The following is a 25,504-nucleotide window of genomic DNA, read 5'->3' on the forward strand; positions in this document are numbered from 1 at the left end:
CTTTGTTTTGAGGGTGTTGGTCTCGGGGCTCACAAACATCCAGACTGGTTGGTCTCTCCTCTGGTGTGGACGGATTCGGTCTGGCAGTCATTTCTTTGCCGGTGTATTCTTCGCCTTTTACGGCGCCTGAGCTTTTTGCGTTCGCCAAAACAATAATTCTGGGGAATCTATGACCGCCTTGGGCAATCATACAGACGGTCCGACGGCCAGCAACCGGCCACTGAATATCTGTTTACTCGGCTATCGCAGCCATCCCCACTGTGGCGGCCAGGGCATTTACCTGCATTACCTGAGTAAGGCGCTGGTGGAGGCCGGTCACAACGTCGATGTTATCTCCGGGCAGCCATATCCCGATCTGGATGCGCGCGTGCGCCTGATCAAAATGCCCGGTCTCAATCTTTACGAACACGAAAATCCCACTCGTGCGCTGAAGCTGCGCCACCTGCTGAGCTGGGCGGATTTTTACGAGTGGTTTGGCAAGTTGACCGGGGCGTTTGCGGAGCCTTATGCGTTTGGGAGAAGGGCCGCGCGCTACCTGCGTCGCCACGGCAATCACTACGATGTCGTGCACGATAACCAGTCACTCTGCTACGGACTGCTGGATATTGAAGCGGCGGGAATCCCGGTGGTGGCAACCATTCACCATCCGATCACCCGCGACCGCCAGTTGGCGTTGGACGCTGCGCCGGACTGGTTTTATCGCCTTCTGGTGCGCCGCTGGCACAGTTTTCTGAATATGCAGATCAAGGTGTCCCGCCGCCTCAAGCATATCGTGACCGTTTCCACACAGTCTCTCAACGATGTCGTTGAACAGTTCGGTGTCTCGCCGTCCCAGCTCAGACTGATTTACAACGGTATCGACACGGATATTTTTTCGCCGCAGCCCCAGGTCGCGGTCAATCCTTTCCAGATCATGACCACCGCTTCTGCGGACCAACCACTCAAAGGGCTGCGTTTTCTGTTGCAGGCCATGGCATTGCTGCACGGGCGTTTCCCGCAGCTGCAGTTGCTGGTGGTTGGAAAGCTGAAAGAGGGCGGCGCGACAGAGCAGCTTTTGCAGGAGCTAAAGCTGGATAAACACGTACGCTTCGTCTCGGGTATATCCAGCCAGCAACTGGTTGAGCACTATACCTCTTCGGCTATGGTGGTCTGCCCGTCTTTATATGAGGGGTTCGGACTGCCAGCGGGCGAGGCCATGGCCTGTGGCGTGCCGGTTATTTCCAGTGATGGTGGAGCTCTGCCGGAAGTAGTGGGCGACGCCGGTCTGGTGGTACCTGCGGGAGACAGCGGTGCGCTCGCCCGCGGGATTGAACGCCTGTTGTCGGACCCGTCGCTGCGCGCTGAAATGGCAAAGGCCGGGCGACGGAGAATTGAGGAGCAGTTTTCCTGGCAGGTGGCGGCGAAAAGTCTGGTGTCTTATTACCGCGATATCATCGGTGCTGCTGCGGCGTTCGGCGACGTTCCTGAATCCGCAGCTACTGGTACTGCGTTGCAGGTCCAGAATTATACCGGCAGCACGGGAATCTCCGCGGACACCTATCCGTCAGAAGGGAAGAACCGGGGGGAGGCGGCCTGATGATTACCGTCAACCCTGGGTTGCTGAATCTCAGACCCGGACAGCGGGTTCTGGATCTCGGCTGTGGCGAAGGCCGTCACGCCATCCATTTGTTGATCACCGATGCCGTGGATATTTTCGCCGTGGACCTGAGCCAGCGAGATATTCGCACTGCCTGCGATAAAGCACAGCCGTTTATGGCAGCCGGTAATGTATCCGGCCGTGTGCAGTTTGTCGTGAGCGATGCCCTGCGGTTGCCGTTTTCCGACGATTTTTTTGATGTGGTGATCTGCTCCGAGGTTCTCGAGCATATCGAGGATTACGAAGGCGTCCTGAACGAAATTACCCGGGTGTTGAAACCCGCGGGCATCTTCGCGGCGACAGTGCCGGCGTTCTTCCCTGAATGGGTTTGCTGGAAACTGTCTGACGCCTATCACCAGGTGGAAGGTGGACATATCCGGATTTTCCGCGAGAAGCAATTACGCATGAGCGTAGAACAGCAAGGGTATCAATACTTTGCCCGCCATAAGGCCCACGCACTGCACGCGCCTTACTGGTGGTTGAAATGTTTGTTCTGGGAGCGCGACAGGCAACCGCTGGTGGCGGCTTATCATCGCCTGTTGGTGTGGGATCTAATGCAAAAACCGAGACTGACCCGCTGGATGGAGAAGCTGCTCAACCCGGTGCTCGGCAAAAGCATCGCACTGTATTTTGTGAAGGCATCGTACCCGGAGCCAGATCTGGGGGGCTCACCGGAGCGGAGATCCGAATTGCCAAGTAAGGACGCGGAACGCGAGGTGGCCGCGTGAGCCGGCCTGTTGCGGCAGCTGTCGCCAACAGTACAGAGCAGACATTGTTTCCCCGCGATTTTATCCGGCACAGCGCCAGCTATATTCTTTCGCAGCAGTTGGAAAGTGGCTGCATCCCCTGGTTTACTGGTCACCACGCGGACCCGTGGGATCACGTGGAGGCCGCCATGGGGCTCAGTATCGCCGGCGAGTATGACGCCGCCGAAAAGGCCTATGCCTGGCTTGCGGCAGAACAGCTCGCGGATGGCAGCTGGTGGGCCGCCTACAGAAATGGTGAAGCCGACAGTCGCGAGCGCCGGGAAAGTAACTTTGTCGCTTACGTGGCGACAGGTATCTGGCACCACTTTCTGATTACTGGCGACCGCGAATTTCTATCGCGCTTCTGGCCAATGGTGGAAAAGGCACTGGATTTCGTGCTGGCATTGCAGTCGGAGTATGGTGATATTCAGTGGGCGGTGGATGCTCAGGGTGAGCCCATGTGGGACTCTCTGATCACCGGCTGTTCCTCTATCTATAAGAGTTTCGAGTGCGGAATCCATATCGCTGAGGCGCTGGGCCGACCGAAACCAAACTGGACCCTTGCGCGCTCGAAACTGGGCTATGCGTTGCGAGCAATGCCGGAGCGGTTTGATCGCACCTGGGAGAGCAAGGCACGTTTTTCCATGGACTGGTTTTATCCGGTGCTTGCGGGTGTCTTTGATGGTGCGGATGCAAAGGCGCGTCTGCGGCAGAAGTGGGATGAGTTTGTAGTGGCTGGGCTCGGTTGCCGCTGTGTGAATGACGAGCCCTGGGTGACAGTAGCGGAATCCTGTGAATTGACCATGGCACTGGTGGCCGCCGGCGAAATGCGTAAGGCGGAAGAACTCTATCGCGGCTTACACCGCTGGCAGGACAAAGACGGCGGTTACTGGACTGGCTATGTCTATCGTGACGACGCCATCTGGCCGGAAGAAAAAACCACCTGGACCGTCGGTGCCATGTTACTCGCCGCGGATGCGCTGGCAGGGCTCACGCCCGCCAGCACGCTATTTACCAGGGTGGCGCTACTGGATTCGGCGCAGAATGCCGAGCGTCTTGACCATCGCCACCAGCTCGAACTGAGCGGAGGCCAGGGCTAGTTTGTAGATTTCGTAAGGTGCTTGGCCGCCGTTGGCGGGATCGGGAAAAATATCGTGAATGGCGAGGTAACCGCCGGGCACGATATGCCGGGACCAACTGCGGTAATCGGTCATCGCTGCGTCCAGCGAGTGGCCGCCGTCAATGAACACCAGGCCCAGGGGCGTGCTCCAGTGGCGAGCCGCCACCGCGGACGGCGCCACGATCGGCACCACGAACTCTTCCAGGTCGGCTGCGCGCATGTTGCTGCGGAAATGGTGAAAGCTGTCCATCAGCTGGCTGCGCTCGTCAAACAGATCGCGATCGTGGTACTCCTCGCCGGGCTGGTGCTCTTCCGATCCCCGGTGATGATCCACTGCAAACAGGGTGTTGCGCATCAATTTGCAGGCGCTGCCCAGGTAAACCGTGGATTTACCGCAGTAGCTTCCCACTTCCAGGCAGGGTCCCAGCTCGCCGGCCTCAGCCGCAAGTCGATAAAGTGCCGCGCCCTCTTGCGGGTCGAGAAAACCTTTAATGCTGTCAATGTCGACGGGAAGGTCCTGGGGCAGGGCGAGAGGCTGTTCGAGTGTGTGTGAAATTTCCATGTTCTTCTTCGGCCTTATTGATCGCACAAGACAGTAGCGGCGGAACACCGGGTTTGCAATGGATGTGAAGCGCAAATCCGCTGGCAAATAGTTTCCACACAAACGATTGAAAATTTCCCGGCAGTGACGTCTGCAGGTAATGTGAAAAATATGCGTAAAGATCATAGACCATACTGGCTGAAGCGCCTGATGCTGCAATTTCGCAGCTGGCGCACGCGACACTTCTTGTTGCCACAATTCGATGCCGTCGGCCGTGAGCCGGAAGTGATGCATCCGGCCTCGGTCAAGGTGTTCGGTCGCAACATTCGCCTGGGCGATTTCCCCCACTTGATCTCCACCCCGGACAACTGCATCCGCTTTACCGCCATGGGACACCGCGGTGGTGATGCGGAAATCACCATCGGTGATTACGTACTGATCTCCCCTGGCGTGCGCATCTCTGCTGGCCAGTCCATCACCATCGGCGATGCCTGCATGCTCGCCGCCAACGTCTACATCTCCGATTCCGACTGGCACGGGCTCTACAACCGCACACGTCCATTCCGCTGCACGGAAGCCGTTGCCATAGGCCATAACGTGTGGATCGGTGACAGCGCGATCATCTGTAAAGGCGTGACCATAGGTGATAACGCGGTGGTAGGGGCGGGGAGCATCGTGACGAAAGACGTCCCTGCGAACGCCATCGTGGCCGGCAACCCCGCCCGTGAGATCAAGCAGATCAACCCCCGCCGGCGGATGATCACCCGCGAAGCGCTGTTCGCCGACAGCTTCCGCCAGGCGCATAACCTGGATGAATTGGATAAAATGCTGCTCACCGGCAACAGTCTGCTGGGGTGGCTGCGGTCGGTTGTTCTGCCGCGGCGTGGAGACTGATTCATCGGGCCGTTCGCTGGGTCATCAATTTGGAAGTCTGATAGCGGGAAGTTTGAAAAAATGAGTAAACAGGGCAGTGTGGTACTGATCGGGATGCCGGGTGCCGGCAAGAGTACGCTTGGGGTGTTGCTGGCTAAGGAGTTGGCGAAGGATTTTGTGGATACCGATGTGCTAATCCAGCTGCGGGAAGACAAGACCCTGCAGGAGATCATGAACGAGAGCGACTATCTGAACCTGCGCCGTATCGAAGGGGAGGTGATTGCCGAAGCGGTTCTGCCCAATCATGTTATCGCCACCGGTGGCAGTGCGGTGTACAGCGAAGAGGGCATGCACAACCTACTGAAATTCGGCCCTGCGGTGTTTCTGAACTGTACGGCGGATGAGTTGCGTCGGCGGATTCACAACTATGAAAGCCGTGGTATCGCCAAGGCGCCGGGGCAGAGTTTTGAGGAATTGTTTGAAGAACGTCAGGCTCTGTATCGCCGGTATGCGGATATTGTGGTGGATTGTGATGGGAGGGATCTTGAGCAGGTATTGGCGCAGGTAGTTCGCGAGTTATCCAGCCACTGAGGTTTTTCTTCGGGCTTCGTAGATGGTGTTGTGGCGGTGCAGGTTTCACAAGGCTGTCCCCGGTATCGACACCTTCTCGAATAGTCTTGTGAATTTTTCTCACTTTGCTAAAGCCACTAATGGCTTACGAAGCGAAGAAATTTGAATTGAAGGGCAAGTGCCGGGTATTTGTTTTTGAAAGCGTCGGAAACAGGGACGTTTCCGACGCAGCCTACAGGGATGTATGCATGGCGGTTTCAAAAACAAATACCCGGTGCTTGACTGCCACAATTCTATGAACAGAGCCCTGGCGCCCGGCCGCTACATAGCCCAGAACAGAGCTCCGCAAAGGAATAGGAGCTCTGGACAAAAATCAAAGAGGAAGCTGGGTAGTGTACTTAACCTGCTTCAAAGCAAAGGTAGAATTCACAGAAGCCACATTGGGCAGGTGAACCAGCGAGCGCTTCAGCAGCTGCTCGTAGTGCTCCACGCTGTCGACCACCACTCGCAGAACGTAGTCTTTGTCGCCACTGGTGGAGTAGCATTCCACCACCTCCTGCACATCCTGCACGGCGGATTCAAAATTGTTCAGGGAATCCTCGTCGTGGTTGTGAATCGTCACATAGCAGTATACTGTGACCCCCAAGTCAAGCTTGCGCGGATCAAGGAGAGTAACGCGACCACGGATGATACCCTCAGCTTCAAGACGCTTGATGCGTCGCCAGCAGGGAGTGTGGGAAAGGCCTACTTTGTCTCCAAGCTCAGCCATGGAATAATCGGCGTTTTCCTGCAGCGCCCGCAGAATCTTGCGGTCGAAATCATCCAGGTCTGTTGAGCGCTTCATATAAACTCCTATCCTACAGTCTTAGTCTTGATCGAGATGGCTGTCATAATTTTACGTGCAAACCCGTAAATAAAGCAATGTTTCCATGTGCCGAAGGCACTAGTATGGCTTGACCACGCCGTCGCAACTTCCGGCTGCCGCAGCATAAGACGTCTGAGCAGGCGCCGAAACCCGCGACGCGCGCCTCGAATCACAATAATTACCGGATGCCGGTCACTACGGCAGGCATCCAGCAGAGGAAAGAAGTAGGCGTATGAGTGAGCATAAAGTGAACACCGAGTCTCAGGCCCCAGCCACCAGACCGGTTTCTCTCGATGACCGGTATACCATCCTCAAGGGGCGGGTACTGCTTTCGGGCATCCAGGCCCTGGTGCGGCTTCCCATCGACAAAATGCGTATCGACCGCGCCCGCGGCCTCAATACCGCCACCTTCATCTCCGGCTATCGCGGGTCTCCGCTCGGCGGCTACGACCAGCAGTTGAGCCGCGCCACGAAACTGTTGAGTGAATACAACATCCGCTTTGTCCCCGGTGTGAACGAAGAACTGGCCGCGACCTCAGTATGGGGCTCCCAACAGGTAGGGCTATTTGAAGGCGCCCAGGTCGATGGCGTGTGCGGTATCTGGTACGGCAAGACACCCGGTGTGGACCGCTCCTGTGACGCCTTCCGCCACGCCAATGCCGCCGGATCGTCCCCCAAGGGCGGGGCACTGATCATTGCCGGCGACGATCACGGCTGTAAATCCTCTTCCTACCCCGGGCAGTCCGAATTCGCGTTCGTCGACATGCATATCCCGGTGCTGAACCCCGCCACCGTGCAGGAAGTTCTGGACTATGGCCTCTACGGACTCGAGCTGTCCCGCTTCAGCGGTTGCTGGGTGGCAATGATTACTCTCGCCGAGAATATGGACAGCGCTTCTACGGTCGACGTCGATCCGGAAAGTGTCACCTTCAATTATCCCGAAATCGAGCGCCCACCGGGCGGGCTCAACATCCGCAAACAGGATAACCCCCTCGAACAGGAAGAGCGCCTGTGGCGCTACAAGCGGCCCGCGGCGCTGGCGTTTGCCCGCGCCAACCAGCTGAACAGGCTGGTGCTCGACAACCCCGATGCCACACTCGGTATCGTCACCGCCGGCAAGGCTCATCTCGACCTGATGCAGGCGTTCGAGGACATGGGCATCGACGAAGAGCGCGCTCGCGCGCTGGGTATCCGCATCCTCAAGGTCGGTATGACCTATCCGCTGGACGTGCCCGGTATTCAGGAATTCGCCCGCGGTCTCGACAGCTTGCTGGTGCTCGAAGAAAAACGCAGCCTGATGGAAGTGCAGCTGAAAGAAGAGCTGTACAACGTGCATGTACGCGATCCGCATTTTCCGCGCATCCTCGGCAAGGTGGATGAGCACGACAACCCGCTGTTACCTATGTACGGCGAGCTGTCGCCGGCCGTGGTGGCGCAGGTACTGGGTTACCTGCTAGGGGAGGAGCGACTGCACGAGCGCGCCCGCCACCGCCTGATGCGCCTCGACGCGCTGGCGGAGCGTATTTCCGCCCAGGCAGGTTCCAGCGTCGCGCGCCTGCCCATGTTCTGTGCCGGCTGCCCGCACAATCGCTCCACCCGTGTGCCGGAAGGCAGTCGTGCACTGGCAGGTATCGGCTGCCATTACATGGCCCAGTGGCTGGATCGCGAAACCTACACCTTTACCCAAATGGGGGCCGAGGGCGTCAACTGGATCGGGCAGGCCGCCTTCACCAGCGAGCCCCATGTATTCGTCAATCTGGGCGACGGAACCTACTTCCACTCCGGTATTCTCGCCATCCGAGCGTCGGTGGCGGCGAAGGTGAACATCACCTACAAGATCCTCTACAACGATGCCGTCGCCATGACCGGCGGCCAGCCCCACGACGGCGAGCTGCGCCCGGACATGATCTGCCGGCAGGTGCTGGCGGAAGGCGTGAAGAAAGTCGTGCTGGTGATGGACGACACCGAGAAGTACAAGACCGAACAGTTCAAGGGGGCACTGAGCTTCCCCAGCGAAGTGGAAGTCCGCCATCGCGACCATATGCCCACTGTAATGAAGGAGCTGCGTGAAGAGCCCGGCTGTACCGTCATCGTCTACGACCAGACCTGCGCTACCGAGCTGCGCCGCAAACGCAAGCGCGGCCTGCTGCCGAAAGCGGAAGGGCGCCCGTTCATCAACGAACTGGTGTGTGAGGGCTGTGGTGACTGCGTTACCCAGTCCAGCTGTATCGCGGTCGAGAAGGTCGATACCGCGCTCGGCGACAAGCGTCGGATCAACCAGACCACGTGCAACCAGGACATGTCCTGCGTCAATGGCTTCTGTCCGTCATTTGTCACCGTGAAAGGCGGCAAGCTGAACAAGCGCGCCGGGGTTGGCGATGCCCTGTGCCAGGCGGCGGACAAGCTCGCGGTTCCGCAGATGCCGGATCTCTCCGAGCCCTTCAACCTGCTGGTGACCGGCGTCGGCGGCACCGGTGTGGTGACCATCGGCGCGCTGCTGGCGATGGCGGCGCACATCGAGGGGCGCGCCTGCAGCACCTTGGACCAGACCGGTCTCGCGCAGAAGGGCGGGGCAGTTTACTCCCATGTGCGTTTTGCCGAGCGCCCGGAAGCGCTGCAAGCGGTGCGGATTTCCGACGGTCGCGCCGATGCCCTGATGGCCTGCGACCTGATTGCTGCCGGCAACCTGTCGGCGAGTCTCGCCAAGCTGGACGAAACCTTGAGTCGCGCCGTGGTCAACACCCACCTTAGCCCGACAGCGGCCTCGGTGCTGGGGCGTGAGGATATCCACTCGCCCCAGGCGGTACTCGACACCATCAAGGATGCCGTGCTGGAGCTCGATGTGGTCGAAGGTCATACCCTGACCAAGGCGGCTCTCGGCGACACCCTGGCGGCGAATATTTTCATGCTGGGTTTTGCCTGGCAGAAAGGTCTGATTCCCCTCGGGCTCAACGCCATCCAGCAGGCGATCGAACTGAACGGCGTGGCGGTGGAGGGCAACCTGCAAGGGTTCGCTGCCGGCCGTCTCGCCGCGGCCGACAGGCCGGCGCTGGATCGGCTGCTGGCAAAAGGCGAAGAAAAATCCCTGCCGCAGGGGCTCGAAGATATTGTGGCGCACCGGGTGGCGCATCTTACCGGTTACCAGAATGTTGCGTTGGCGCGCCGCTACCGCGCGTTGGTGGATCGGGTTAAGGCGGCGGAAATTTTGAAAGTACCGGGCAGTGAAGCGCTGGCAGAAGTGGTTGCGCGCAACTACGCCAAACTGCTCGCGTACAAGGACGAATACGAGGTGGCACGTCTCTACAGCGACGGTCGTTTTATGCAGTCCCTGCGGGAAAATTTTGCCGGTGACTTCGAGCTGGAATTCAATCTGGCACCGCCGCTATTGAGCCGCTTTGATAAAAACCTCGGGCGCCCGCGCAAGATGAAGTTCGGCGGCTGGATGCATCGTGCCTTCGGTGTACTGGCAAAGCTGCGTTTTCTGCGCGGTTCGGCGCTGGATATTTTCGGCTATACCGCCGAACGCAAAATGGAGCGCGCTCTGATTGCGGAGTACGAAAAACTGGTCAACGAAGTTGTCGGCAGGCTCAATGCGGAAAATCACGCGGCGGCCATTGAATTGCTCAGTTACCCCGACATGATCCGCGGATACGGTCTGATCAAAGACGAAAATGTAGAGAAGGCGAATCGCGTAAAACTGCTGTCCTTGCAACGTTTCTACAATCCCAGCACTGGCATGCAGGATGTGGCGGCACAGGTGGAAGTATTCGACCCGGCCAAGGCGCAGCAAGTGGGCTAAACCGCCGCGTGTAGCAATGCCCACGTTTTTGCCCGGAAGTAAAAAAATGGCGAGCCGATTGGCTCGCCATTTTTTTGTGAATCGAGCCGATTACCAGCCGATCTGAGCCCGAAACCCCAACTGGTCGGTGCCGTCACCGGTGAAATCATCGTCGCCGATGATGTAGTTCAGCATGAAACGCACGTTGCGATTAGCGTAGAAGTTGAGACCCACCGTGGTGCTGTTGGCTTTCAGGTGATCGAAATCCCGGTTTTCCATAGTGTCGTAGCGGAAGGTCAACTCCCAGGCGCCTCCCCACAGACCGTCACCGCTGGGCTTCGCTGAGCTGAAAGCACCGCGTTTCTGGCTGTAAGGCTTGTGCTCACCGGTCAGCATCCAGCTGCCCTGGACATACCAGGTGTGAATGGTCTGGTCGCCGATAAAGCAGCCGAATTCGGGATCGCAGGGGAAGGGGGCCGGCGCCCCGAATTCGTCCTCGAAGTCCTCTTCCGTCAGATAGTAATTTCCCTCGAAGCCGCCGACGGTGTATTCCGCCTGCAGATACAGCGGGCCGTAGCTACCGGCCAGCTCCAGCGCTGCGGTGCTGGCGTCTCCGCCAAGGTCACCCGGGGTGAGCGCCATCAGCTGAGACGGGCCGCGACGGCCTGCGTAATCGGCTTCGGCCATCAGGTCGCTGGAGTTCTGATTGGCGTTTTCATAGCTGATGGAGGTGCCCAGGTGCAGGGTTTCATGGTCGGTATTGATCGGATGCCAGGCCAGACGGCCGGCGGCTCCCAGGCCCTCGTTGCGGGGGGTGCCCGCATCGCGCAGATTGAACGCCATCATACCGAGGGTGAAGCAATCCAGGACGCCGGTCCAGCCGATACCCTGCTGAAACTGGTTGCCATCGTAGAGGCCAGTAGCGCTGGAGAATGGCCGCTCCAGCATAGTCAGCTCGTTGGAGCTGGTCATTTCCGCCATGGAGCGAAAGGGTTTGAACTGGCCAATACGCACCTCGCCGTCGAGGAACTTGTGCGCCAGGTACACGTCGCGGAAGCCATCGAGGGTGCTGCCACCGGCAAAATCCTGCTCTAGTATGTAGCTCCAGTCGTAGATGTCACCTTTCAGAGTAATACGTGCGCGACGGAACTCCGTGGTGCTGATAGCGTTGACCTGGTCGCTGTCGAACAGGTAGGTGTCGAAATGAATACGGCCGCCGAGAGACGCGGAAAAGTTTCCGTCATCGGAAACGATTTTCAGGTTGCCTTTGGTTTCTGCTTGATCGGCAACGGCGGTACCTGAGAGCAGGCAGGTTATGGAAAGAGCCAGCAGGCTCTGGTGGGGGCGGTCCATAGTGTTGATTCCATATCATTTGGCTGTCTTATTGGCGGCGAATACTATCAGCCCATGATTTTCGTCAGAAATTGGAAACATTTTTGAAACAATTGACATCCATAAAATTAAATGTTTCCAACTGTCACATTATGGTAACAAAATTAATGTAATGGGCGCCGAATCAGATCTGGGTAATATGGAAGCCGACACCTTTCAGCAAATCGGTGACAGACCTGTCGCCCACTAGATGCCCGGCGCCCACGATCACGAACAGAGTTTGGTGTTGCTGGCTGAAATCCTGGATTTTTTTCGCCATCTCGCGGTTGCGCCGATAGAAGAGTAGCTCATGCAGCTGTTCAAATTCAGGGTGTTCGTCAATTCCTTCGCGAAACACCAGGTCGTAAAGTGCCTGTTGATCGCCGGCCTTCCAGGCCCCGGTCATACGCGGCACGAACCTGTCCATTTCCGCCAGTTGATCCAGGGTTTGCTGCAAATAGAGCTCCGGCTTTTCCAGGCTGTTCAGTAGTTGCAGTTGTTGAATCACGCTTTCCAGTTCCAGTGTGGTTTTGCCCTTCTGGCGTGCCTGCAATAAAAAGTGGCGGTCAATGCCGGCTTTCGGGTCCAGCCCGCGTGCCTGCATCTCCACCATGCTCAAGGTAATCATGGCAATGGCGGGGCGCATACGGCTGAAATGTGTCTCTGGAATCTGGCGTTTTCGCAGCCAGGTCTGCAGTTCGCCATACAAGGTGGGGGGAATATGGTTTTTCAACTGATCGCCCGGTGGATAAAAGGATTCCAGCATGACTTTCTGTTGGAGTTGCGGGTCGGATTCCATGGCGACGACATCCGCTTCTACCACCAGCGCACTGCTGTTGTTGTAGGCGTTTATGATGGTGTCCCGCAATGGGTAGAAACTCTGGTCGGCGAGGTGGATCGAGCCCAGCAGGTAGACGGTATGTTCTCCCTTTGTGGCCTGCAGTAACAGACCGCGGTCATTGGCCGCCTGGACCTGAGCCGCTGCCAGCGTGGTAATTAACAGCAGTAACCAGTGAAGCAAGAGGCTTTTGTGGGTGCGATGTCTGGGTGGGCGGGCTGGATTGAAGAGTTCCATATTGTGCTCCTTATATTTTCTGTCAAAAAATTCTACCGGATTCCACCAGACTTGTGATTTATATCGCCATTACGAGAATTGTGCGCCCTGGCGCAGAAATCAGCGGTACAATTGTGAAGCCGAATTGACGGGAGATTGGTTGCGGAAGTGTTTTTCCGATATTTTCTTCCGGCCTTTTGATCGCGCATCCTGTGCAAGTATTGATCTTGTGCGGGAAGCGGCACGGGCGGCAGGTGATCTTGAATCGTGGAATGGAGTTTGCTCGGCTATGCGGATTGTGCAACTGGTACCTTCTATGGACGGTGGCGAACTGGCGCAAGAGACGCTGGAGTTCGCTCAGGAGCTTGCAAGGCAGGGGCATGAATCTGCAGTGATCTCCGCAGGGGGAACTCTGGTCTCGCGCCTGACGTTGCACAATTGCCAGCATCATCAATTACCCGTCGACCAGAAACCATTTTTTCGCGCGCGCATTCACGGCAGGCTGCGCCGGCTGCTGGAAAATCTGCGGCCGGATATCCTGTTGGCCCGTGACGCACTGTGCAGCTGGCACGCTTGGTGTGTGTGGCAATCCCTCCCCGAGGCGACGCGGCCGCGTCTGGTAACCGCACTGCATACTCTGCCGCCCAGTGGTCTATTCCGTGGACGAGTGAACGGCGCGCTGGCGCGCGGTGAGTTAGTCATGGCTTCATCCGGGTCTTTGGCCCGCGAGTTGCAACTGCGCTACGGCGCCATCCTCAATCAGGCGACCGCGGGAGGAAATGGTGACGCGTCTTCAGGGCCTCAGGTGCGCTACCGCGGGGTAAACACCCGTGAGTTGGACCGGCGGGCGCCGGTCTCCGGACACTGGCACCAGAAGCTGTTGAACCAGTTTCCACAGTTGGAGGGGCGCAACTGGCTGCTGTTGCCGGCACCCATCGCACCGGGAAAAGGGCTGGAGTGCTTTCTTGAACTGCTGGCGGTGCTGAAACAGACGCTCCCGGATATCTTTGGCCTGATTGTCGGTGAAGTGGTGCCGGGGCAAGAAAAGTTTGCCCGGCGTCTTGAGCACCGTGCTGAAACCATGGGGCTTGCCGAGTATGTACTGTTTCTTGGGGCCCGCCGCGACATGCGTGAGCTTTACGCCAGCGCTCGGTTGACACTGGATCTCTCGGGTGATCCGGCTGGTACCGGCCGGGTCATCACCGAGTCACTCGCCATGGGTTGTCCCGCCGTGGCGCTGGCTGGAACTGGCACAGAAGTTTTACAGCAGTGTTTTCCGCAGGGGCTGTTGCCCGATCTTTCCAGCAGCGGCAATGCGACCCTGGCCGCGCGACTTGCCGATACCTGCGAGTCCATTCTGAACCACTCACCCAATGTGAATTTCACCGGCTTCAGTCTGGCGGAAACCACGACTCAGACGGTGGGATGGTTTCGGCAGTTATGTGAAGGGCGTGCGGCAACCGGAAGCAGGGTTGCAGAGACTGCGTGATTTGCGCCCGCCGTCTCAGGCAATAAGCCCTGTGTAGACCTGCCAGGTGGCTCGGGCCATAGAATCCAGGGTGAACTCCTGCTGAGCGCGGGCAAACAGTGGCGCGAAATCCGTGTCTAATGTCGTGCTCCGCAGCGTCGCCTGAATTTTTTCTGCGATGTGTATGGGCTCGACGTCGTCGAGCAGATAGGCAGGCGGCAGCAGGTCGATGGCATTGCCGTTCGCGCTGGCGATCACCGGCGTGCGGTGCAGCAGTGCTTCCAGCAGAGTGTATGGAGTACTCTCCGCTGCTGCTGGGATGATGACCAGATCTGCGGCTTGCATGAAGTCTGCCAATGTATTGTTCCCCGCAAAAAAGGCGACACGGTTGTCCAACTGCAGGCGGCTGACCAGCTGTTGTAGGGCTTCTTTCTCCGGCCCGTCGCCCAACACCATCAACCGCGTACCGGGTAGCAACGGCATTGCGGTAATCAGCTGGTCCACACAGCGCGCTTTGATTAAGCGACTTGCCACCAGCAGTGTCGGTCCGTCAGAGGACGGCAGCCCAGGCAGCACCGTGTTGGCCGCAGGCGCCGACAACTCCACTCCGTTGGGAATGATGTTCCACTCCAGTTTGGAATTGGCGACGGTGGTGTGACTGATGGCAATACGCGCATCGAAGGCGCTGGCGAGTTTGTCGCGCGGATGGCGCACGTTGTGGCGAGTGATGACCTGGCGGGTTTCCGTGTAGGGCTGCACCGCGGCCATCAGTTGTGCAGATTTTGACCCGTGGCCATGTACTATCTGGTAACCGCCCTTGCGGATCAGGCTCGCCAGGCGCCAGACCAGATTGGGATGGTGGCGGCTGCGGTCAGTATTCAAAGGAATGAATTGGATGCGTTCGTCCAGAGTTTGCAGATAGCGGGGATGGGCAATGACAGCGATGTGAGCGCCGGTATTGTGCGCCTGCCAGCGCGACAGGTCGGCAACGTGTTTTTCGAGCCCGCCGTGTTCCCGGCTGGCAATAAGATGGCAGATGGTTTGAATCATGCGGCTACAGGTCCGGTATCTCTGGAGCGCCGCGATGATTGTTATTGCGGTTGGGCAGGGCACCGGAGACTTCCGGTGTGATTACGGCGCCAGCCAGTCAGCCAGTTCAGGCTGTTAATGAGGACGCTATTGTCACTGCGCTGTGTGACAGGTTTTTGATTGCCATATGACCGTTTTGTTATAGCGATGGGTCGTTGATGCGTCAGAATTTTTTGTGCCAGTTCAGCGAGGCAAAGTCGAACCCCGGGTTCGGGGTGTTGGTATAGCCGTTGGAAAAATGGCTGTAGCGCAATGACAGGGTGTCGCCGCTGTTTAGGGTATACCCGGCGGCAAAGTGCAGGGAGAAGTTCAGGTTGGTGGACAGATCAATCCGGCCAAAGCTGCGTTCATCGAGGTAGGCCACTCCGACGCCTGCTTCGCCGAACAGGCCCTGTGCCTCACTGCGTGGATACCAGCGCACTATGGGTTTCAACTCCCAGATATGTTGTGTCTGGTCTTCGCCTCGGTAATCGTGCCACATATAGCTGTAGCTCACCTGGGCCCACCACTGGAAGTGGTGATTGCCGGGGTAATCGTAAAACTGATAGGACCAGTTGGCGCCGACCATATTGGCCCCGGCAATGGAGTACTGTTGGATCAGCGCGTCTCCCAACCCCTTGCCACCGCTCAAGATGAACTCCTGAGCCCCCTCCATCCAGCCGCCTTTACTCTGTGCCTGGGCGTGTGCGGGAACGTTCATAAGTGCAATGCCGCATACCAGGAGCATCAAATAAAAATGTCGTATTGCGGAAACGCCAGATCGGGGACGGGGCATAGTGCTATCGCCAGTTGATTCGCCAGTTATTGCTTTTAAATACCGGAATTCAGAAGGTTGCCGGTCTTTGCAAGATTAGCTGTTCTCGGCGCGATCGCAAACAGCACCGCCCGGACTGCCGGGGGTGCTGGGGTGAGAAGAGGGCGATGAAGACGTGTCAGCGCCACTGCCGCTTGAGCTGTCGCAGCGCATCCGAGTGCAACTGGCGCGCACGCTCCTGGCTGAGTCCCAGCTGTTCGCCGATGACACGGAAAGAGCAGTCGCGATCTGAGATCAGGCCGTAACGGAGACTCAACACCGTACGTTGCCGTGGAGGCAACTTGGCCACTGCATCCCGCAACCTCTGCGCCAGTTCCTGGCTGGATACGAGCTCGTCGGTATTGAGCATCTCGTTTGCCGGCGCGTAGTCGAGCCGTGTACTGTTCTGATCATCGGAGATGGGGTCGTCCAGCGAACTGGTGGGGCCGGGCAGTTTCAACAGACTCTGCACCCGTTCCAGCTCCAGCCCACTCTGTTTGGCGATGTTCTCGTCTGATGCCGGCAATCCCTCCGATCGCACCTGATTGATAGCCCGATAGATATTGCGCAGGTCGTCCTGCACATTGGCGGGTTGGCGCACCAGGTCGTCATTGCGCCGCAGGGTGAGCTGGATTTCCTGTTGAATCCACCAATACGCATAGGTAGAGAAGCGGTAGCCCATCTGTGGTTTGAAGCGCTCAATGGCCTTCATCAACCCCACGTTGCCTTCCTGTATCAGGTCGATAAACGGCACTGAGGGATTGCGGAAGCGCTTGGCGATGGCGATAACCAGCCGCAGGTTGCACTGGATCAGCTTCTTGCGCTGTTCCTTGAAGCGTTTCATCAGGTTTTGAAGGGTGCTGCGGTCGCGGTGAGAGATTTTATCTCCCTTGAGCAACGCTTCCGCCCTGGCGATGATGAGTCCGTGATCGTAGGCACCGGTACTGCCGCGCTGCTCCACACCTTCACTGCGCAGCTCAACCAGATCGGTGCCGCGTTTCTGCAGCAGGGCGATGATTTTTTCTTCAAGTTCCCGCAACAGACAGGTGGTGGTGTGCTCCTCTTCCGGGGTCAGCAGGTCTAGACGATACAAATGCTTCAGATAGTTCTGCATCGGTGTGCCGACACTGTCGCCCAGGGTATCGTCGGATACGGAGTCCTCCTCGATCATATCCCCGGAGGCTTCAATGGATTGTTCAGGGTCTTCCTGCTGGAAGTCATCCCCGGTCAGATTGTTGCCATTATCCTTCAGCCATTCATCATCCCTTGAGTTGATGTTTACTCGGGACAAAGTCTGAACCTTATGCTGGGGCAGGGCGGTGCAGCCGTCTCGACCGTTCTGCCTGCCGTAAAACCACCGGCGTCATCCTTTCGCAGGATTGCGGTATGGCGCACAAATCGCCATGTCTACTTACTGACTATAGATGACGGTCGAATAGTGCGCCGGAGAAAAAGCGACTCCCGGGTTTTCTCACCGCAAGATCGCGCCTGAGGCGGGGGGATAGTCAAAAATGTTCAAAAAGCCTACAGCTTTATTGCTCAACAATATAATTCCGGAAAGGTTTGGCGGGGGAGTAGCGGTACATCTGTTCACTCAATCCTCTTGACGCGCAAGGCGCGTCCACCGCTCACCTTGCGCATAAAAAAGGAGCCGAATACACCGCGCTCCAGGGCGACCTGCTCGCCGCCACGCCAAATGGCGCGGTTACCACTTTCCACCTGTTGCCACACCTGACCATTGTCCAGAGTAAAGATGTACTTGCCGAAAGCCCCCTCCGCTGCGCTTGCAATGGTGGCGGTAATGGACTCGGGAGCCTCGTCGATGACCTGTTTCTGTTCCTGGCCAAACTGCTGCTCCGCGTGTTGGTGCAGATTGCCGGTAATCTGGTCGAAGCAGTCGAGACGTTTGTTGTTGTCACTGAACTGACTGCACTGCTGTAACTGTTCGCGGAGAGATTCGACTGCGGCAGCGGGAAGTGAGATCACCGCCAGTAGCAGGGCTGGAAGCAGTAGAGATGTATGGGAGTGGGGCGGCATTATTTTTTCCATTTAGTCAGTTTCGATCGTTGAGTACGGGAAATTCTGCCTCAAGCCGCGGGAGCGGACAATGCAAAGTGAGCCACTTGTCACGTTTCCTCCCGTGAGGCCATGGAACAATGGAATTGCAGGTAAGAATAAGCATAAGTCAACACAATCAGGGGTCCGAAATGAAAAAACTGATACTTCCCGCGCTCGTTATTGCGGCAGTAGGTGGTTACTTTTACTACACCAACCTCGAGGTTACGGCACCCCGCGCGGTTACTGCCGAAGACGCTATGGTCGAAGAGGTACAGGCCGCGATGGCGGAGGTTGAGGCCGCCGGGCCCAGCGTCAGCCCGGCCGATAAGGACGTGATGGCAGCAGCGGATGAGGATGTGTTCGCGGACGTGCCTGAGGCCATGGAGCATGCGCTGGATGAAACCTCGGAAACAGCCGGGGGCGATATGGAAACCGTGCCAGAATCCGATGCCGAGATTGATCACGCGCACGAGTAGCAGAAGCGCATCTCCAATATCGCTTCAGACAAAAAATACCCGGAAAACGCCGTAGTGGTGTTCTCTTAAGCAGCTCTGTGGCGGTGCCGCTACCGGGTGCGCTCTTGTGAGACACGCCGTAGACCCATCCATGGGGGCTCTTCTGCGAGGTCCCTCTCGCAGAAGGTCTCACAAGAGCGCACCCGCCATCGCCACCTTCGCCCGATATTCTGCTTAGTGAACAGTATTACGGAAAACGCCGGGTATTTTTTTGTTTGAAGCGATAGTAAGCGGACGCAGATCAGTCGGATTTTGCCTCCCGCTCCAGGCGCTGCAACGCCAGACGCAGGAAACCGTCGGCGTTCTTCAGTGCGGCCTCCGCCGGCGCGCGCTCGAGTCCGCTGAGGATCATCATGATCGCCAGTTTGGCGTTGTGATCGCACTGATCCAGTACCTGGTCTGCTTCTTCATAGGATGCCCCGGTCGCCTCCACCACAATACGCCGGGTGCGATCCACCAGCTTCTGATTTGTGGCCTTTACATCCACCATCAGGTTGTAAAAACTCTTGCCGCTGCGAATCATGCTGGCGGTGGTGATCATGTTCAGCACCAGCTTTTGCGCAGTGCCCGCTTTCATCCGAGTGGAACCGGTGAGTACTTCCGGGCCCACTTCCGGAAGGATCGCAATATCCGCTTCTTTTGCAATGGCTGCGGACTTGTTGCAGGCCAGCGCCACCGTAGTGCAACCCAGGCTGCGGGCGTAGCGCAACCCACCGGTCACGTAAGGCGTGCGGCCACTGGCGGCAATGCCGACGACAATATCCCGGGGGGTCAACCCGATGCTTTTGAGGTCTTCAGCCCCCAGTGCCGGATCGTCCTCCGCGCCCTCCTGAGCGCGGTGTACCGCCGCTTCCCCCCCGGCGATCAGCGGGATAACCATGCCTTCCGGTACGCCATAGGTTGGCGGGCATTCCACGGCATCCAGCAGGCCGATACGCCCGCTGGTACCCGCACCCATGTAGATCAGGCGCCCGCCGCAGCGAAAAGCGTCCACTACGGCATCCACCGCCTGCGCCACTTCCGGCAGTACTTGGCGAACCACCCCGGGAACATGGCTGTCGGCATCGTTGATTTTTTCCAGAATACCAAGGGTTGGCAGCAGGTCGATATCCAGTGTGTCGGGATTGCGCGACTCGCTGGCGAGCGATCCGAGTTCGCTGGCAAGTGTCTGTTTCATATCTTCCCCGCCGGTTCGGCGCACGGTTATTTTCACGGGTAATACGCGCTTCTGTGGCCGCTTGGGTCCATGTTCCTGGCGGTGTGAGTCTGGAGGACGATGTCTGTGCATGGTTGAAGTGTAATCCTGCCCAATGGTTGGCACCACCGAGTTGCCGGGAAATGATCGGATGCACATGAGTTCGGCAAGAGGTTATGCTTTGCCGGAATAAAAAAACATTAGGTTGCAATCAATGAATCTGAATCAAATAACCCTGCCGGTGCGCGATATGCCGCTGGCCGCGGCCTTTTATCGCCGTCTCGGTTGCCTGCAAATTGTGGATACGCCGCACTACGCGCGCTTTGAATGCCCACAGGGCGAAAGTAGTTTTTCACTGGCGCTGGATGAGGGCGAATTTCACAATGGTGCGGTGATTTATTTCGAGTGCCAGGATCTGGATCGGCGGGTAGCGATGCTGCAGGAAAAGGGAGTCGAATTCGCACAGCTACCGGAGGATATGCGCTGGCTGTGGCGCGAAGCGGTGCTTTATGATCCCAGTGGCAACAAGATCAAACTCTACTGGGCGGGGGAAAATCGGCTCAACCCGCCGTGGCGAGTCGAGTGCTCTGGGTAGGTGGTCACAAAGGAAGCCGCTGCTCTGCGCACAGTATGAAAAAAGGGCGCCGAGGCGCCCTGTTTAATCCGCCGAATCAAATCATCAGAAACTGAATTTATAACCTACAGACAGATTGAACATCCACGGGTCATAAATGTAATCGCCGGAGTAGGAATCGAAGAACGCATCCTCACCCGCGGGCGGGGGAACGTCGTCGAACACCCGGAATCTCATGTCTGTCACAGAGCGTGCGTACACGGCGGCGACATTCACCAGCCAGGAGCTGTCATGGCCGAAGTTGAAATCCACACCGGCTTGCCAGGTATAGCCCCAGGAATATCCGATATCGAATTCACCGCGAAGCCCCAGGCTTTCCAGATTAGCGCGGGTAGCGCCCCGGAAATTGGTCCCATTGAAATCGGTGTAACTGATCCCGCCACCAACGTAGGGCTGGACCATGCAGGATGGATCCAGAGGGTAGAACTTGAGGCTCGCAGTGCTGACATCTGCCTCGAATCTGGCGACATCGCCGAAGCGCTCACCATCGAGAACCAGTGAAAGATAACCGTCGGCATCGCCGCCCGAATGTGTTTCACCGTTGACATAGCCGAGTTCGAAACCCCAATGATCTACCGGTTTCCATTCGACATTGATCAGCCAGCCCCACTCGTCATCCGGGTCCACGGTAGCGCGGAATGCATCAAAGTACTGGAATGTTTCGTCCACAAAGCTGACTTTGTCATTTCTCGGTGACATGTACGAACCACCGACCCGCACGATGAATTCCTGTGTCTGTACAGGTGGTGCCGGCGGCATTGGTGCATAGCCAGAGTCACCTGCGAGTGCCACGCTGGAAATCGCGCATGCTAACGGTGCTAACAACAAAGGCGCAAAAGAATGTGTCAATTTCATCGAGGTAACCCCTTAAATACCATTGGAAAACAAAACTCATCGAAGTTCATGAAAAGTGTAATTCTGAAAATTTGGATCTGTGGGAAAAACAACCAATTTTTCGTGCCATTGAGGAACTTTTACGCAAAATAGGCGTGTATGTTTTTTTTATGGCGGGATCTTTTTCAAGGTGAGGTGCGAAGCGAAGTTGGAAAAAAGCGCAAAAACAAGAAATTGCGTCAACAGGGAAATGGTTTTCAGCAGGCTGGTGAAAAATTTAACGGAGTTCTTCAAAGTCCAGTGTTTATGAGCACTGGACTTCGGGGCGTCAATCTTCGGTAGGTGTAAGAGGGCTTGGTTCGGTCTGGCGGGTATGAGTTATTTTTGCGCGTTGAACTGTTTTCCGTTTACGCCAATGCTGTCATCGCCCATCAGGTAGAGATAGGTGGGCATTATTTCTTCCGGTGTGGCGACGGTTTTCGGATCTTCAGCAGGGTAGGCGGCAGCCCGCATATTGGTACGTGTGGCGCCGGGATTGATACTGTTGACGCGAATATTCGACACGCCATCCACTTCATCCGCCAATACCTGCATCATGCCCTCAGTGGCAAATTTTGACACAGCGTAGGCGCCCCAGTAGGCGCGGCCTTTGAGGCCGACACCGGAACCGGTAAAAATCACCGACGCGGCTTTGGCTTCCTCTAGTAATGGCAGCATCGCCTTGGTGAGGCCGAAGGCCGCGTTCACGTTCACCTGCATAACCTGTTGCCACACGGAGTAGTGATAGTTGGCCATGGGGGTCCGTTGCCCCAGCAGGCTGGCGTTGTGTAATAGACCATCGAGACGGCCGAACTCCTGCTCCACGCCCTGCGCGAGAAACTCCAGTTCTTCCCATTTCACCCCGGACAGATCCACAGGCAAGATTGCAGGCTTGGCGCCGCCGGCGGCTTCGATTTCATCGTACACCGCTTCCAGTTTGGGCACGGTGCGGCCCAGCAGAATCACGGTGGCGCCGTGGGCCGCATAGGTTTTCGCGGCCACGCGGCCGATGCCGTCGCCGGCGCCGGTGACGAGGATGATTTTGTCTTTCAGCAGGTCCGCAGGGGCCTGGTAGTCGGTGATGGTTTCAGACATCGGGGATTGGGCTCGTTGATGGATTGTCGATCGCGCGCCGCGATCACTTTTTAAGATAAAACTGCTGCAACAGTGGCCAGATTTCACTGGCATCATGAATTAGATGGTCGGCGTGCCAGTTTTCCGGATCGTCGCCACTGTCGATATAGCCATAACTGCAGGCGATGGTGGGCATCCCGGCGGCGCGTCCGGCGGCGATGTCGCGCTCGTGATCGCCCACGTACACCGCTTCCGCGGGTTCACAACCAATGCGGCTGCAGGCGAGCAGGATAGGCTCGGGGTCCGGCTTGCGGTTGGTTACGTCATCCGGGCAGATTACGGCGCCCGGTGTGGGTAGGTGCGCGAATGCCTGCAGCAGTGGAATGGTGTAGGCAGAAGGTTTGTTGGTGACCACACCCCAGGCGATGTCGTTTTCTGCCAGCTGGTTTAGCAGTCGCTCAATCCCGGGGAAGGGCACGGTGTGCTTGGCCAGGTGCATCAGGTACAGATCCAGCAGGCGCTGGCGCAGATCGTCGAAACCGAGCTGGCCTTCGTCGACCCCGAAACCGAGGCGCACCATGGCGCGGGCGCCGTTGGAGACTACTTCGCGGATGGTGGCGTCCGCCAGTGGTGGTAGTTGCTCCTGATGGCGCAGCTGGTTGAGCACCACCACGAAATCCGGGGCGGTGTCGAACAGAGTGCCGTCGAGGTCGAAGAGTACAGCTTTCATATCCGGGTACTTCAGTATTTATTCTGCTGGGCGGATGGTGTGCATCAGGTAGTTGACGTCTACATCCCTCGGGTTGAGTTTGTACTGCTTGGTGAGGGGATTGTAGGTCATGCCAGTGATGTCGCGGGTTTGTAGGCCGGCCTCGCGCACCCAGCGGCCGAGTTCCGACGGGCGGATGAATTTGCCGTATTCGTGGGTGCCTTTGGGGAGCATACGCAGTACGTACTCGGCGCCGACCACGGCGAAGAGCCAGCCTTTGGGGGTGCGGTTGATGGTGGAGAGGAAGATGTGGCCACCGGGCTTGACGAGCTGGGCGCAGGCGCGGATGACCGAGGCCGGATCGGGTACGTGTTCGAGCATTTCCAGGCAGGTCACGATGTCGTAGCTGGCGGGTGCGTTTTCCGCGAGTTCTTCGACGGGAATGCGCTGGTAATCGATGGATACGCCGCTCTCCAGGGCGTGGAGTCTGGCCACGTTCAGCGGGGCTTCGCCCAGGTCGATGCCGGTGACGTCGGCGCCGCGTTGCGCCATGGCTTCGGTGAGAATGCCGCCGCCGCAGCCGACGTCGAGCAGTTTTTTGCCGGCGACGGGGGCGCGTTGGTCGATGTAGTTGGCGCGCAGGGGGTTAATCTCGTGCAGGGGTTTGAATTCACCCTGCTGGTCCCACCAGCGGCTGGCCAATTGTTCAAATTTGGCGATTTCCGCCGGATCTACGTTGGTCATTTGGGCCTTATTGCGTTTGTGGGGTCCGTTTTTCCCCACCTTCACTGGCGCCGTCGCTCCCGGTAACCATTTCCGGGACACGCCGTGAACCCATCCATGGGGGCTCGGCTGCGGCCGTCCTGGCCGCAGACGGTCCCGGAAACGGTTACCGGGAGCGCCAGCTTCAATTCTAAGTTCTGACTTTGTTCGCTAGGTGTCAGGTTGTGCGACCGGCAATTCTATCACGCCACACCCCAACCCGTTGCCGCAGTTCTTCCTCGTTCAGGGTCATTAGTCTGCGATCTCGCAGCAATAGTTTCCCCGCCACCCATACATTGCGCACATGGTGCCCATTGGCGGTGTAAATCAGTTGCGAGAGCGGATCGTGCAGCGGCTGCTGCTCCAGTTCGCTCAGGTCGATGGCGCACAGGTCGGCGGCTTTGCCCACTTCGATGCTGCCGGTCACGTCGTCGATTCCCAGGGCGCGGGCGCCGTGGATGGTGGCCATGGCGAGGGCCTGGTGGGCGGGGAGGGCGTCGGCATTGCCGGATACGGCTTTGGCGAGCAGGGCGGCGGTGTTGGTTTCCAGCAGCATGTCGAGGCCGTTGTTGCTGGCGGCGCCATCGGTGCCGAGGGCGACATTGATGCCGGCATCGAGGAGTTTCGCCACGGGGGTGAAGCCGGAGGCGAGTTTGAGGTTGGACCGCGGGCAGTGGCTGACGTGGGCGCCGGTCTTCTGGACCAGGGCGATGTCGCTGTCGTCCAGGGCGGTCATATGGACGCAGAGCATCTGCGGAGACAGCAGGCCGAGGTTGTGCAGGCGTTGGGTGGGGCGCAGGCCGGTGTCTTTGAGGGCTTTTTCCACCTCGCCTGCGGTTTCGTGCAGATGCATCTGCACGGGCATCTGCAGTTCATCGGCGTAGATGGCGATTTTCTTCAGGGTTTCGTCGCCCACGGTATAGGGGGCATGGGGGGCGAAGGCGAGGCCGATTCGGCTATGGGAGCGGTAGTCGTCCCGCAGTGTCAGGCCTTTTTCGATGGCGTCGTCGCCGTTTCTGGACCAGGCGTTGGGGAAGTCGATGATCGGGAAGGCGATCTGGGCGCGCATACCGGCTTCACGCGCGGCGGCGGCTGCGGCTTCCGGGAAGAAGTATTGGTCGGAGAAGGTGGTAGTGCCGCTGCGCAGCATTTCCGCCATGGCGAGGCGGGTGCCGTCGCCGACGAACTCAGGGCTGACCCACTGCTGTTCCGCCGGCCAGATGTGTTTTTCCAGCCAGGTCATCAACGGCTGGTCGTCGGCAAAGCCTCGCAGCAGGCTCATGGCGGCGTGGTTGTGGGTGTTGATCAGGCCGGGAATCAGGATTTGCTGGTCGAGCTGGTGTTCCTCGCGTGCGCTGAAGCGGTGGCGTGCTTCCGCGGTGGGGAGAATGGCAGAGATGACCCCATCGTCGATCGCTAGTGAGCAATTTTCATACACCCGCTGGCTGGGCACCACGGGGATGATCCAGCGGGCGTGAATCAGTGTGTCGATGGTTTGTCGCTTGTTTTGAGTGGGAGTGCTGGTGCTTGGCATTGCTCGATTTTTGTTCTGGAAGAAAGTCGCAGACTTTAGCGATGTGTGGGGGTGTGAACAAGTCTCTACAAGTCGTCCTACCGCGCGCCAGTTGTGGTAGAATCGCCCGCTTGATCGGGGTCTGCGAGCAGCAGGCCCCAACAGTTTCCCAGTCTGTTGCGATGTCCGCCCAAAGCGCGGCGGCGGCAATGGGTGAAGCCGGGGCCTGCCCCGCGGTTGGCGTTAACGATAAGGAATGCCTGAAAA

23 protein-coding genes are annotated in these 25,504 nt (G+C 58.0%); 9 read left to right on the forward strand and 14 right to left on the reverse strand.

What is annotated here, in order from left to right; translation table 11 throughout:
* Positions 1 to 169 precede the first annotated feature (169 nt).
* Genes GNX18_RS03410 through GNX18_RS03420 form a run of 3 tightly spaced genes read left to right on the forward strand, consistent with a single transcriptional unit; the run spans position 170 to position 3,482 of the window.
* Entirely contained in the window at positions 170 to 1,576 is a 1,407-nt protein-coding gene (locus GNX18_RS03410) for a glycosyltransferase family 4 protein (RefSeq protein ID WP_166215419.1), read from the forward strand.
* Positions 1,576 to 2,364 (forward strand): class I SAM-dependent methyltransferase, encoded by a 789-nt coding sequence (locus GNX18_RS03415; protein ID WP_166215421.1) that lies wholly within the window; start codon positions 1,576 to 1,578, stop codon positions 2,362 to 2,364. The genes GNX18_RS03410 and GNX18_RS03415 overlap by 1 nt, the downstream gene beginning before the upstream one ends.
* A complete protein-coding gene (locus tag GNX18_RS03420; protein WP_166215423.1) occupies positions 2,361 to 3,482 on the forward strand; it encodes a prenyltransferase in 1,122 nt (373 codons plus the stop codon). The genes GNX18_RS03415 and GNX18_RS03420 overlap by 4 nt, the downstream gene beginning before the upstream one ends.
* Here GNX18_RS03420 and GNX18_RS03425 read toward each other — a convergent pair.
* On the reverse strand, positions 3,408 to 4,064 hold the full coding sequence (locus GNX18_RS03425) for a class I SAM-dependent methyltransferase (protein ID WP_166215425.1): 657 nt from the start codon (positions 4,062 to 4,064) through the stop codon (positions 3,408 to 3,410). The two genes, GNX18_RS03420 and GNX18_RS03425, sit on opposite strands and share 75 nt — an antisense overlap.
* Before the next feature lie 150 nt (positions 4,065 to 4,214).
* Between GNX18_RS03425 and GNX18_RS03430 the strand changes: the two genes are divergently transcribed.
* Together GNX18_RS03430 and GNX18_RS03435 are read left to right on the forward strand one after the other, a co-directional pair.
* Positions 4,215 to 4,937 carry a DapH/DapD/GlmU-related protein gene (locus GNX18_RS03430; protein ID WP_166215427.1) on the forward strand — a complete coding sequence of 241 codons (723 nt, stop codon included), beginning with the start codon at positions 4,215 to 4,217 and terminating at the stop codon, positions 4,935 to 4,937.
* Positions 4,938 to 4,997: 60 nt separating this feature from the next.
* Positions 4,998 to 5,507, forward strand: coding sequence for a shikimate kinase (locus tag GNX18_RS03435; protein WP_166215429.1), 510 nt, complete (start codon positions 4,998 to 5,000; stop codon positions 5,505 to 5,507).
* A gap of 352 nt (positions 5,508 to 5,859) precedes the next feature.
* Here the strand turns inward: GNX18_RS03435 and GNX18_RS03440 are convergent, their stop codons facing one another.
* Positions 5,860 to 6,330, reverse strand: a complete 471-nt coding sequence (locus tag GNX18_RS03440) for an Lrp/AsnC family transcriptional regulator (RefSeq protein ID WP_010131435.1) — start codon at positions 6,328 to 6,330, stop codon at positions 5,860 to 5,862.
* A gap of 253 nt (positions 6,331 to 6,583) precedes the next feature.
* On the opposite strand from GNX18_RS03440, the gene GNX18_RS03445 reads away from it, so the two are divergent.
* Positions 6,584 to 10,150 carry an indolepyruvate ferredoxin oxidoreductase family protein gene (locus tag GNX18_RS03445; RefSeq protein WP_166215431.1) on the forward strand — a complete coding sequence of 1,189 codons (3,567 nt, stop codon included), beginning with the start codon at positions 6,584 to 6,586 and terminating at the stop codon, positions 10,148 to 10,150.
* A 90-nt stretch (positions 10,151 to 10,240) separates the two neighbouring features.
* Here GNX18_RS03445 and GNX18_RS03450 read toward each other — a convergent pair whose 3' ends face one another.
* Both GNX18_RS03450 and GNX18_RS03455 read right to left on the reverse strand, forming a co-directional pair.
* Positions 10,241 to 11,482 (reverse strand): OprO/OprP family phosphate-selective porin, encoded by a 1,242-nt coding sequence (locus GNX18_RS03450; RefSeq protein WP_166215433.1) that lies wholly within the window; start codon positions 11,480 to 11,482, stop codon positions 10,241 to 10,243.
* Positions 11,483 to 11,645: 163 nt separating this feature from the next.
* Positions 11,646 to 12,575: a TraB/GumN family protein gene (locus GNX18_RS03455; protein WP_166215435.1), complete on the reverse strand. Its 930-nt coding sequence runs from the start codon at positions 12,573 to 12,575 to the stop codon at positions 11,646 to 11,648.
* Between the two features lie 268 nt (positions 12,576 to 12,843).
* On the opposite strand from GNX18_RS03455, the gene GNX18_RS03460 reads away from it, so the two are divergent.
* Positions 12,844 to 14,043 (forward strand): glycosyltransferase, encoded by a 1,200-nt coding sequence (locus GNX18_RS03460; RefSeq protein ID WP_166215437.1) that lies wholly within the window; start codon positions 12,844 to 12,846, stop codon positions 14,041 to 14,043.
* Between the two features lie 15 nt (positions 14,044 to 14,058).
* Here the strand turns inward: GNX18_RS03460 and GNX18_RS03465 are convergent, their stop codons facing one another.
* From GNX18_RS03465 to GNX18_RS03480, 4 genes are all read right to left on the reverse strand, one after another.
* Positions 14,059 to 15,072, reverse strand: a complete 1,014-nt coding sequence (locus GNX18_RS03465) for a glycosyltransferase family 4 protein (protein WP_138235340.1) — start codon at positions 15,070 to 15,072, stop codon at positions 14,059 to 14,061.
* A 202-nt stretch (positions 15,073 to 15,274) separates the two neighbouring features.
* Positions 15,275 to 15,811 (reverse strand): acyloxyacyl hydrolase, encoded by a 537-nt coding sequence (locus GNX18_RS03470; protein WP_240914201.1) that lies wholly within the window; start codon positions 15,809 to 15,811, stop codon positions 15,275 to 15,277.
* A 232-nt stretch (positions 15,812 to 16,043) separates the two neighbouring features.
* Positions 16,044 to 17,195, reverse strand: a complete 1,152-nt coding sequence (locus tag GNX18_RS03475) for an RNA polymerase sigma factor RpoD/SigA (protein WP_138235342.1) — start codon at positions 17,193 to 17,195, stop codon at positions 16,044 to 16,046.
* A gap of 299 nt (positions 17,196 to 17,494) precedes the next feature.
* The gene (locus GNX18_RS03480) at positions 17,495 to 17,941 is read right to left on the reverse strand and encodes a hypothetical protein (RefSeq protein ID WP_138235343.1); all 447 of its coding nucleotides are present in this window, start codon (positions 17,939 to 17,941) and stop codon (positions 17,495 to 17,497) included.
* A 170-nt stretch (positions 17,942 to 18,111) separates the two neighbouring features.
* Here GNX18_RS03480 and GNX18_RS03485 point away from each other — a divergent pair, with 170 nt between their 5' ends.
* Positions 18,112 to 18,438 carry a hypothetical protein gene (locus GNX18_RS03485; RefSeq protein ID WP_166215439.1) on the forward strand — a complete coding sequence of 109 codons (327 nt, stop codon included), beginning with the start codon at positions 18,112 to 18,114 and terminating at the stop codon, positions 18,436 to 18,438.
* A 280-nt stretch (positions 18,439 to 18,718) separates the two neighbouring features.
* On the opposite strand, the gene murQ is transcribed toward GNX18_RS03485, so the two are convergent.
* Positions 18,719 to 19,654 (reverse strand): N-acetylmuramic acid 6-phosphate etherase, encoded by a 936-nt coding sequence (murQ, locus tag GNX18_RS03490; RefSeq protein ID WP_166215440.1) that lies wholly within the window; start codon positions 19,652 to 19,654, stop codon positions 18,719 to 18,721.
* Positions 19,655 to 19,886: 232 nt separating this feature from the next.
* On the opposite strand from murQ, the gene GNX18_RS03495 reads away from it, so the two are divergent.
* Positions 19,887 to 20,267 carry a VOC family protein gene (locus GNX18_RS03495; protein WP_166215442.1) on the forward strand — a complete coding sequence of 127 codons (381 nt, stop codon included), beginning with the start codon at positions 19,887 to 19,889 and terminating at the stop codon, positions 20,265 to 20,267.
* Between the two features lie 84 nt (positions 20,268 to 20,351).
* Here GNX18_RS03495 and GNX18_RS03500 read toward each other — a convergent pair whose 3' ends face one another.
* The 5 genes from GNX18_RS03500 to GNX18_RS03520 all read right to left on the reverse strand — a co-directional run bounded on the left by GNX18_RS03500 (position 20,352) and on the right by GNX18_RS03520 (position 25,258).
* Positions 20,352 to 21,161: an OmpW family protein gene (locus tag GNX18_RS03500; protein WP_138235347.1), complete on the reverse strand. Its 810-nt coding sequence runs from the start codon at positions 21,159 to 21,161 to the stop codon at positions 20,352 to 20,354.
* Between the two features lie 357 nt (positions 21,162 to 21,518).
* Positions 21,519 to 22,262 carry a YciK family oxidoreductase gene (locus GNX18_RS03505; protein WP_205828118.1) on the reverse strand — a complete coding sequence of 248 codons (744 nt, stop codon included), beginning with the start codon at positions 22,260 to 22,262 and terminating at the stop codon, positions 21,519 to 21,521.
* A gap of 55 nt (positions 22,263 to 22,317) precedes the next feature.
* Positions 22,318 to 22,983: an HAD family hydrolase gene (locus GNX18_RS03510; protein ID WP_166215446.1), complete on the reverse strand. Its 666-nt coding sequence runs from the start codon at positions 22,981 to 22,983 to the stop codon at positions 22,318 to 22,320.
* 18 nt (positions 22,984 to 23,001) lie between these two features.
* Positions 23,002 to 23,706, reverse strand: coding sequence for a bifunctional 2-polyprenyl-6-hydroxyphenol methylase/3-demethylubiquinol 3-O-methyltransferase UbiG (gene ubiG / locus GNX18_RS03515; protein WP_138235350.1), 705 nt, complete (start codon positions 23,704 to 23,706; stop codon positions 23,002 to 23,004).
* A gap of 196 nt (positions 23,707 to 23,902) precedes the next feature.
* Positions 23,903 to 25,258 (reverse strand): TRZ/ATZ family hydrolase, encoded by a 1,356-nt coding sequence (locus tag GNX18_RS03520; protein ID WP_138235351.1) that lies wholly within the window; start codon positions 25,256 to 25,258, stop codon positions 23,903 to 23,905.
* Positions 25,259 to 25,504 lie beyond the last annotated feature (246 nt).

The organism is Microbulbifer sp. SH-1 (genome assembly GCF_011326135.1).
GTDB classification, from domain to species: Bacteria; Pseudomonadota; Gammaproteobacteria; order Pseudomonadales; family Cellvibrionaceae; genus Microbulbifer; species Microbulbifer harenosus.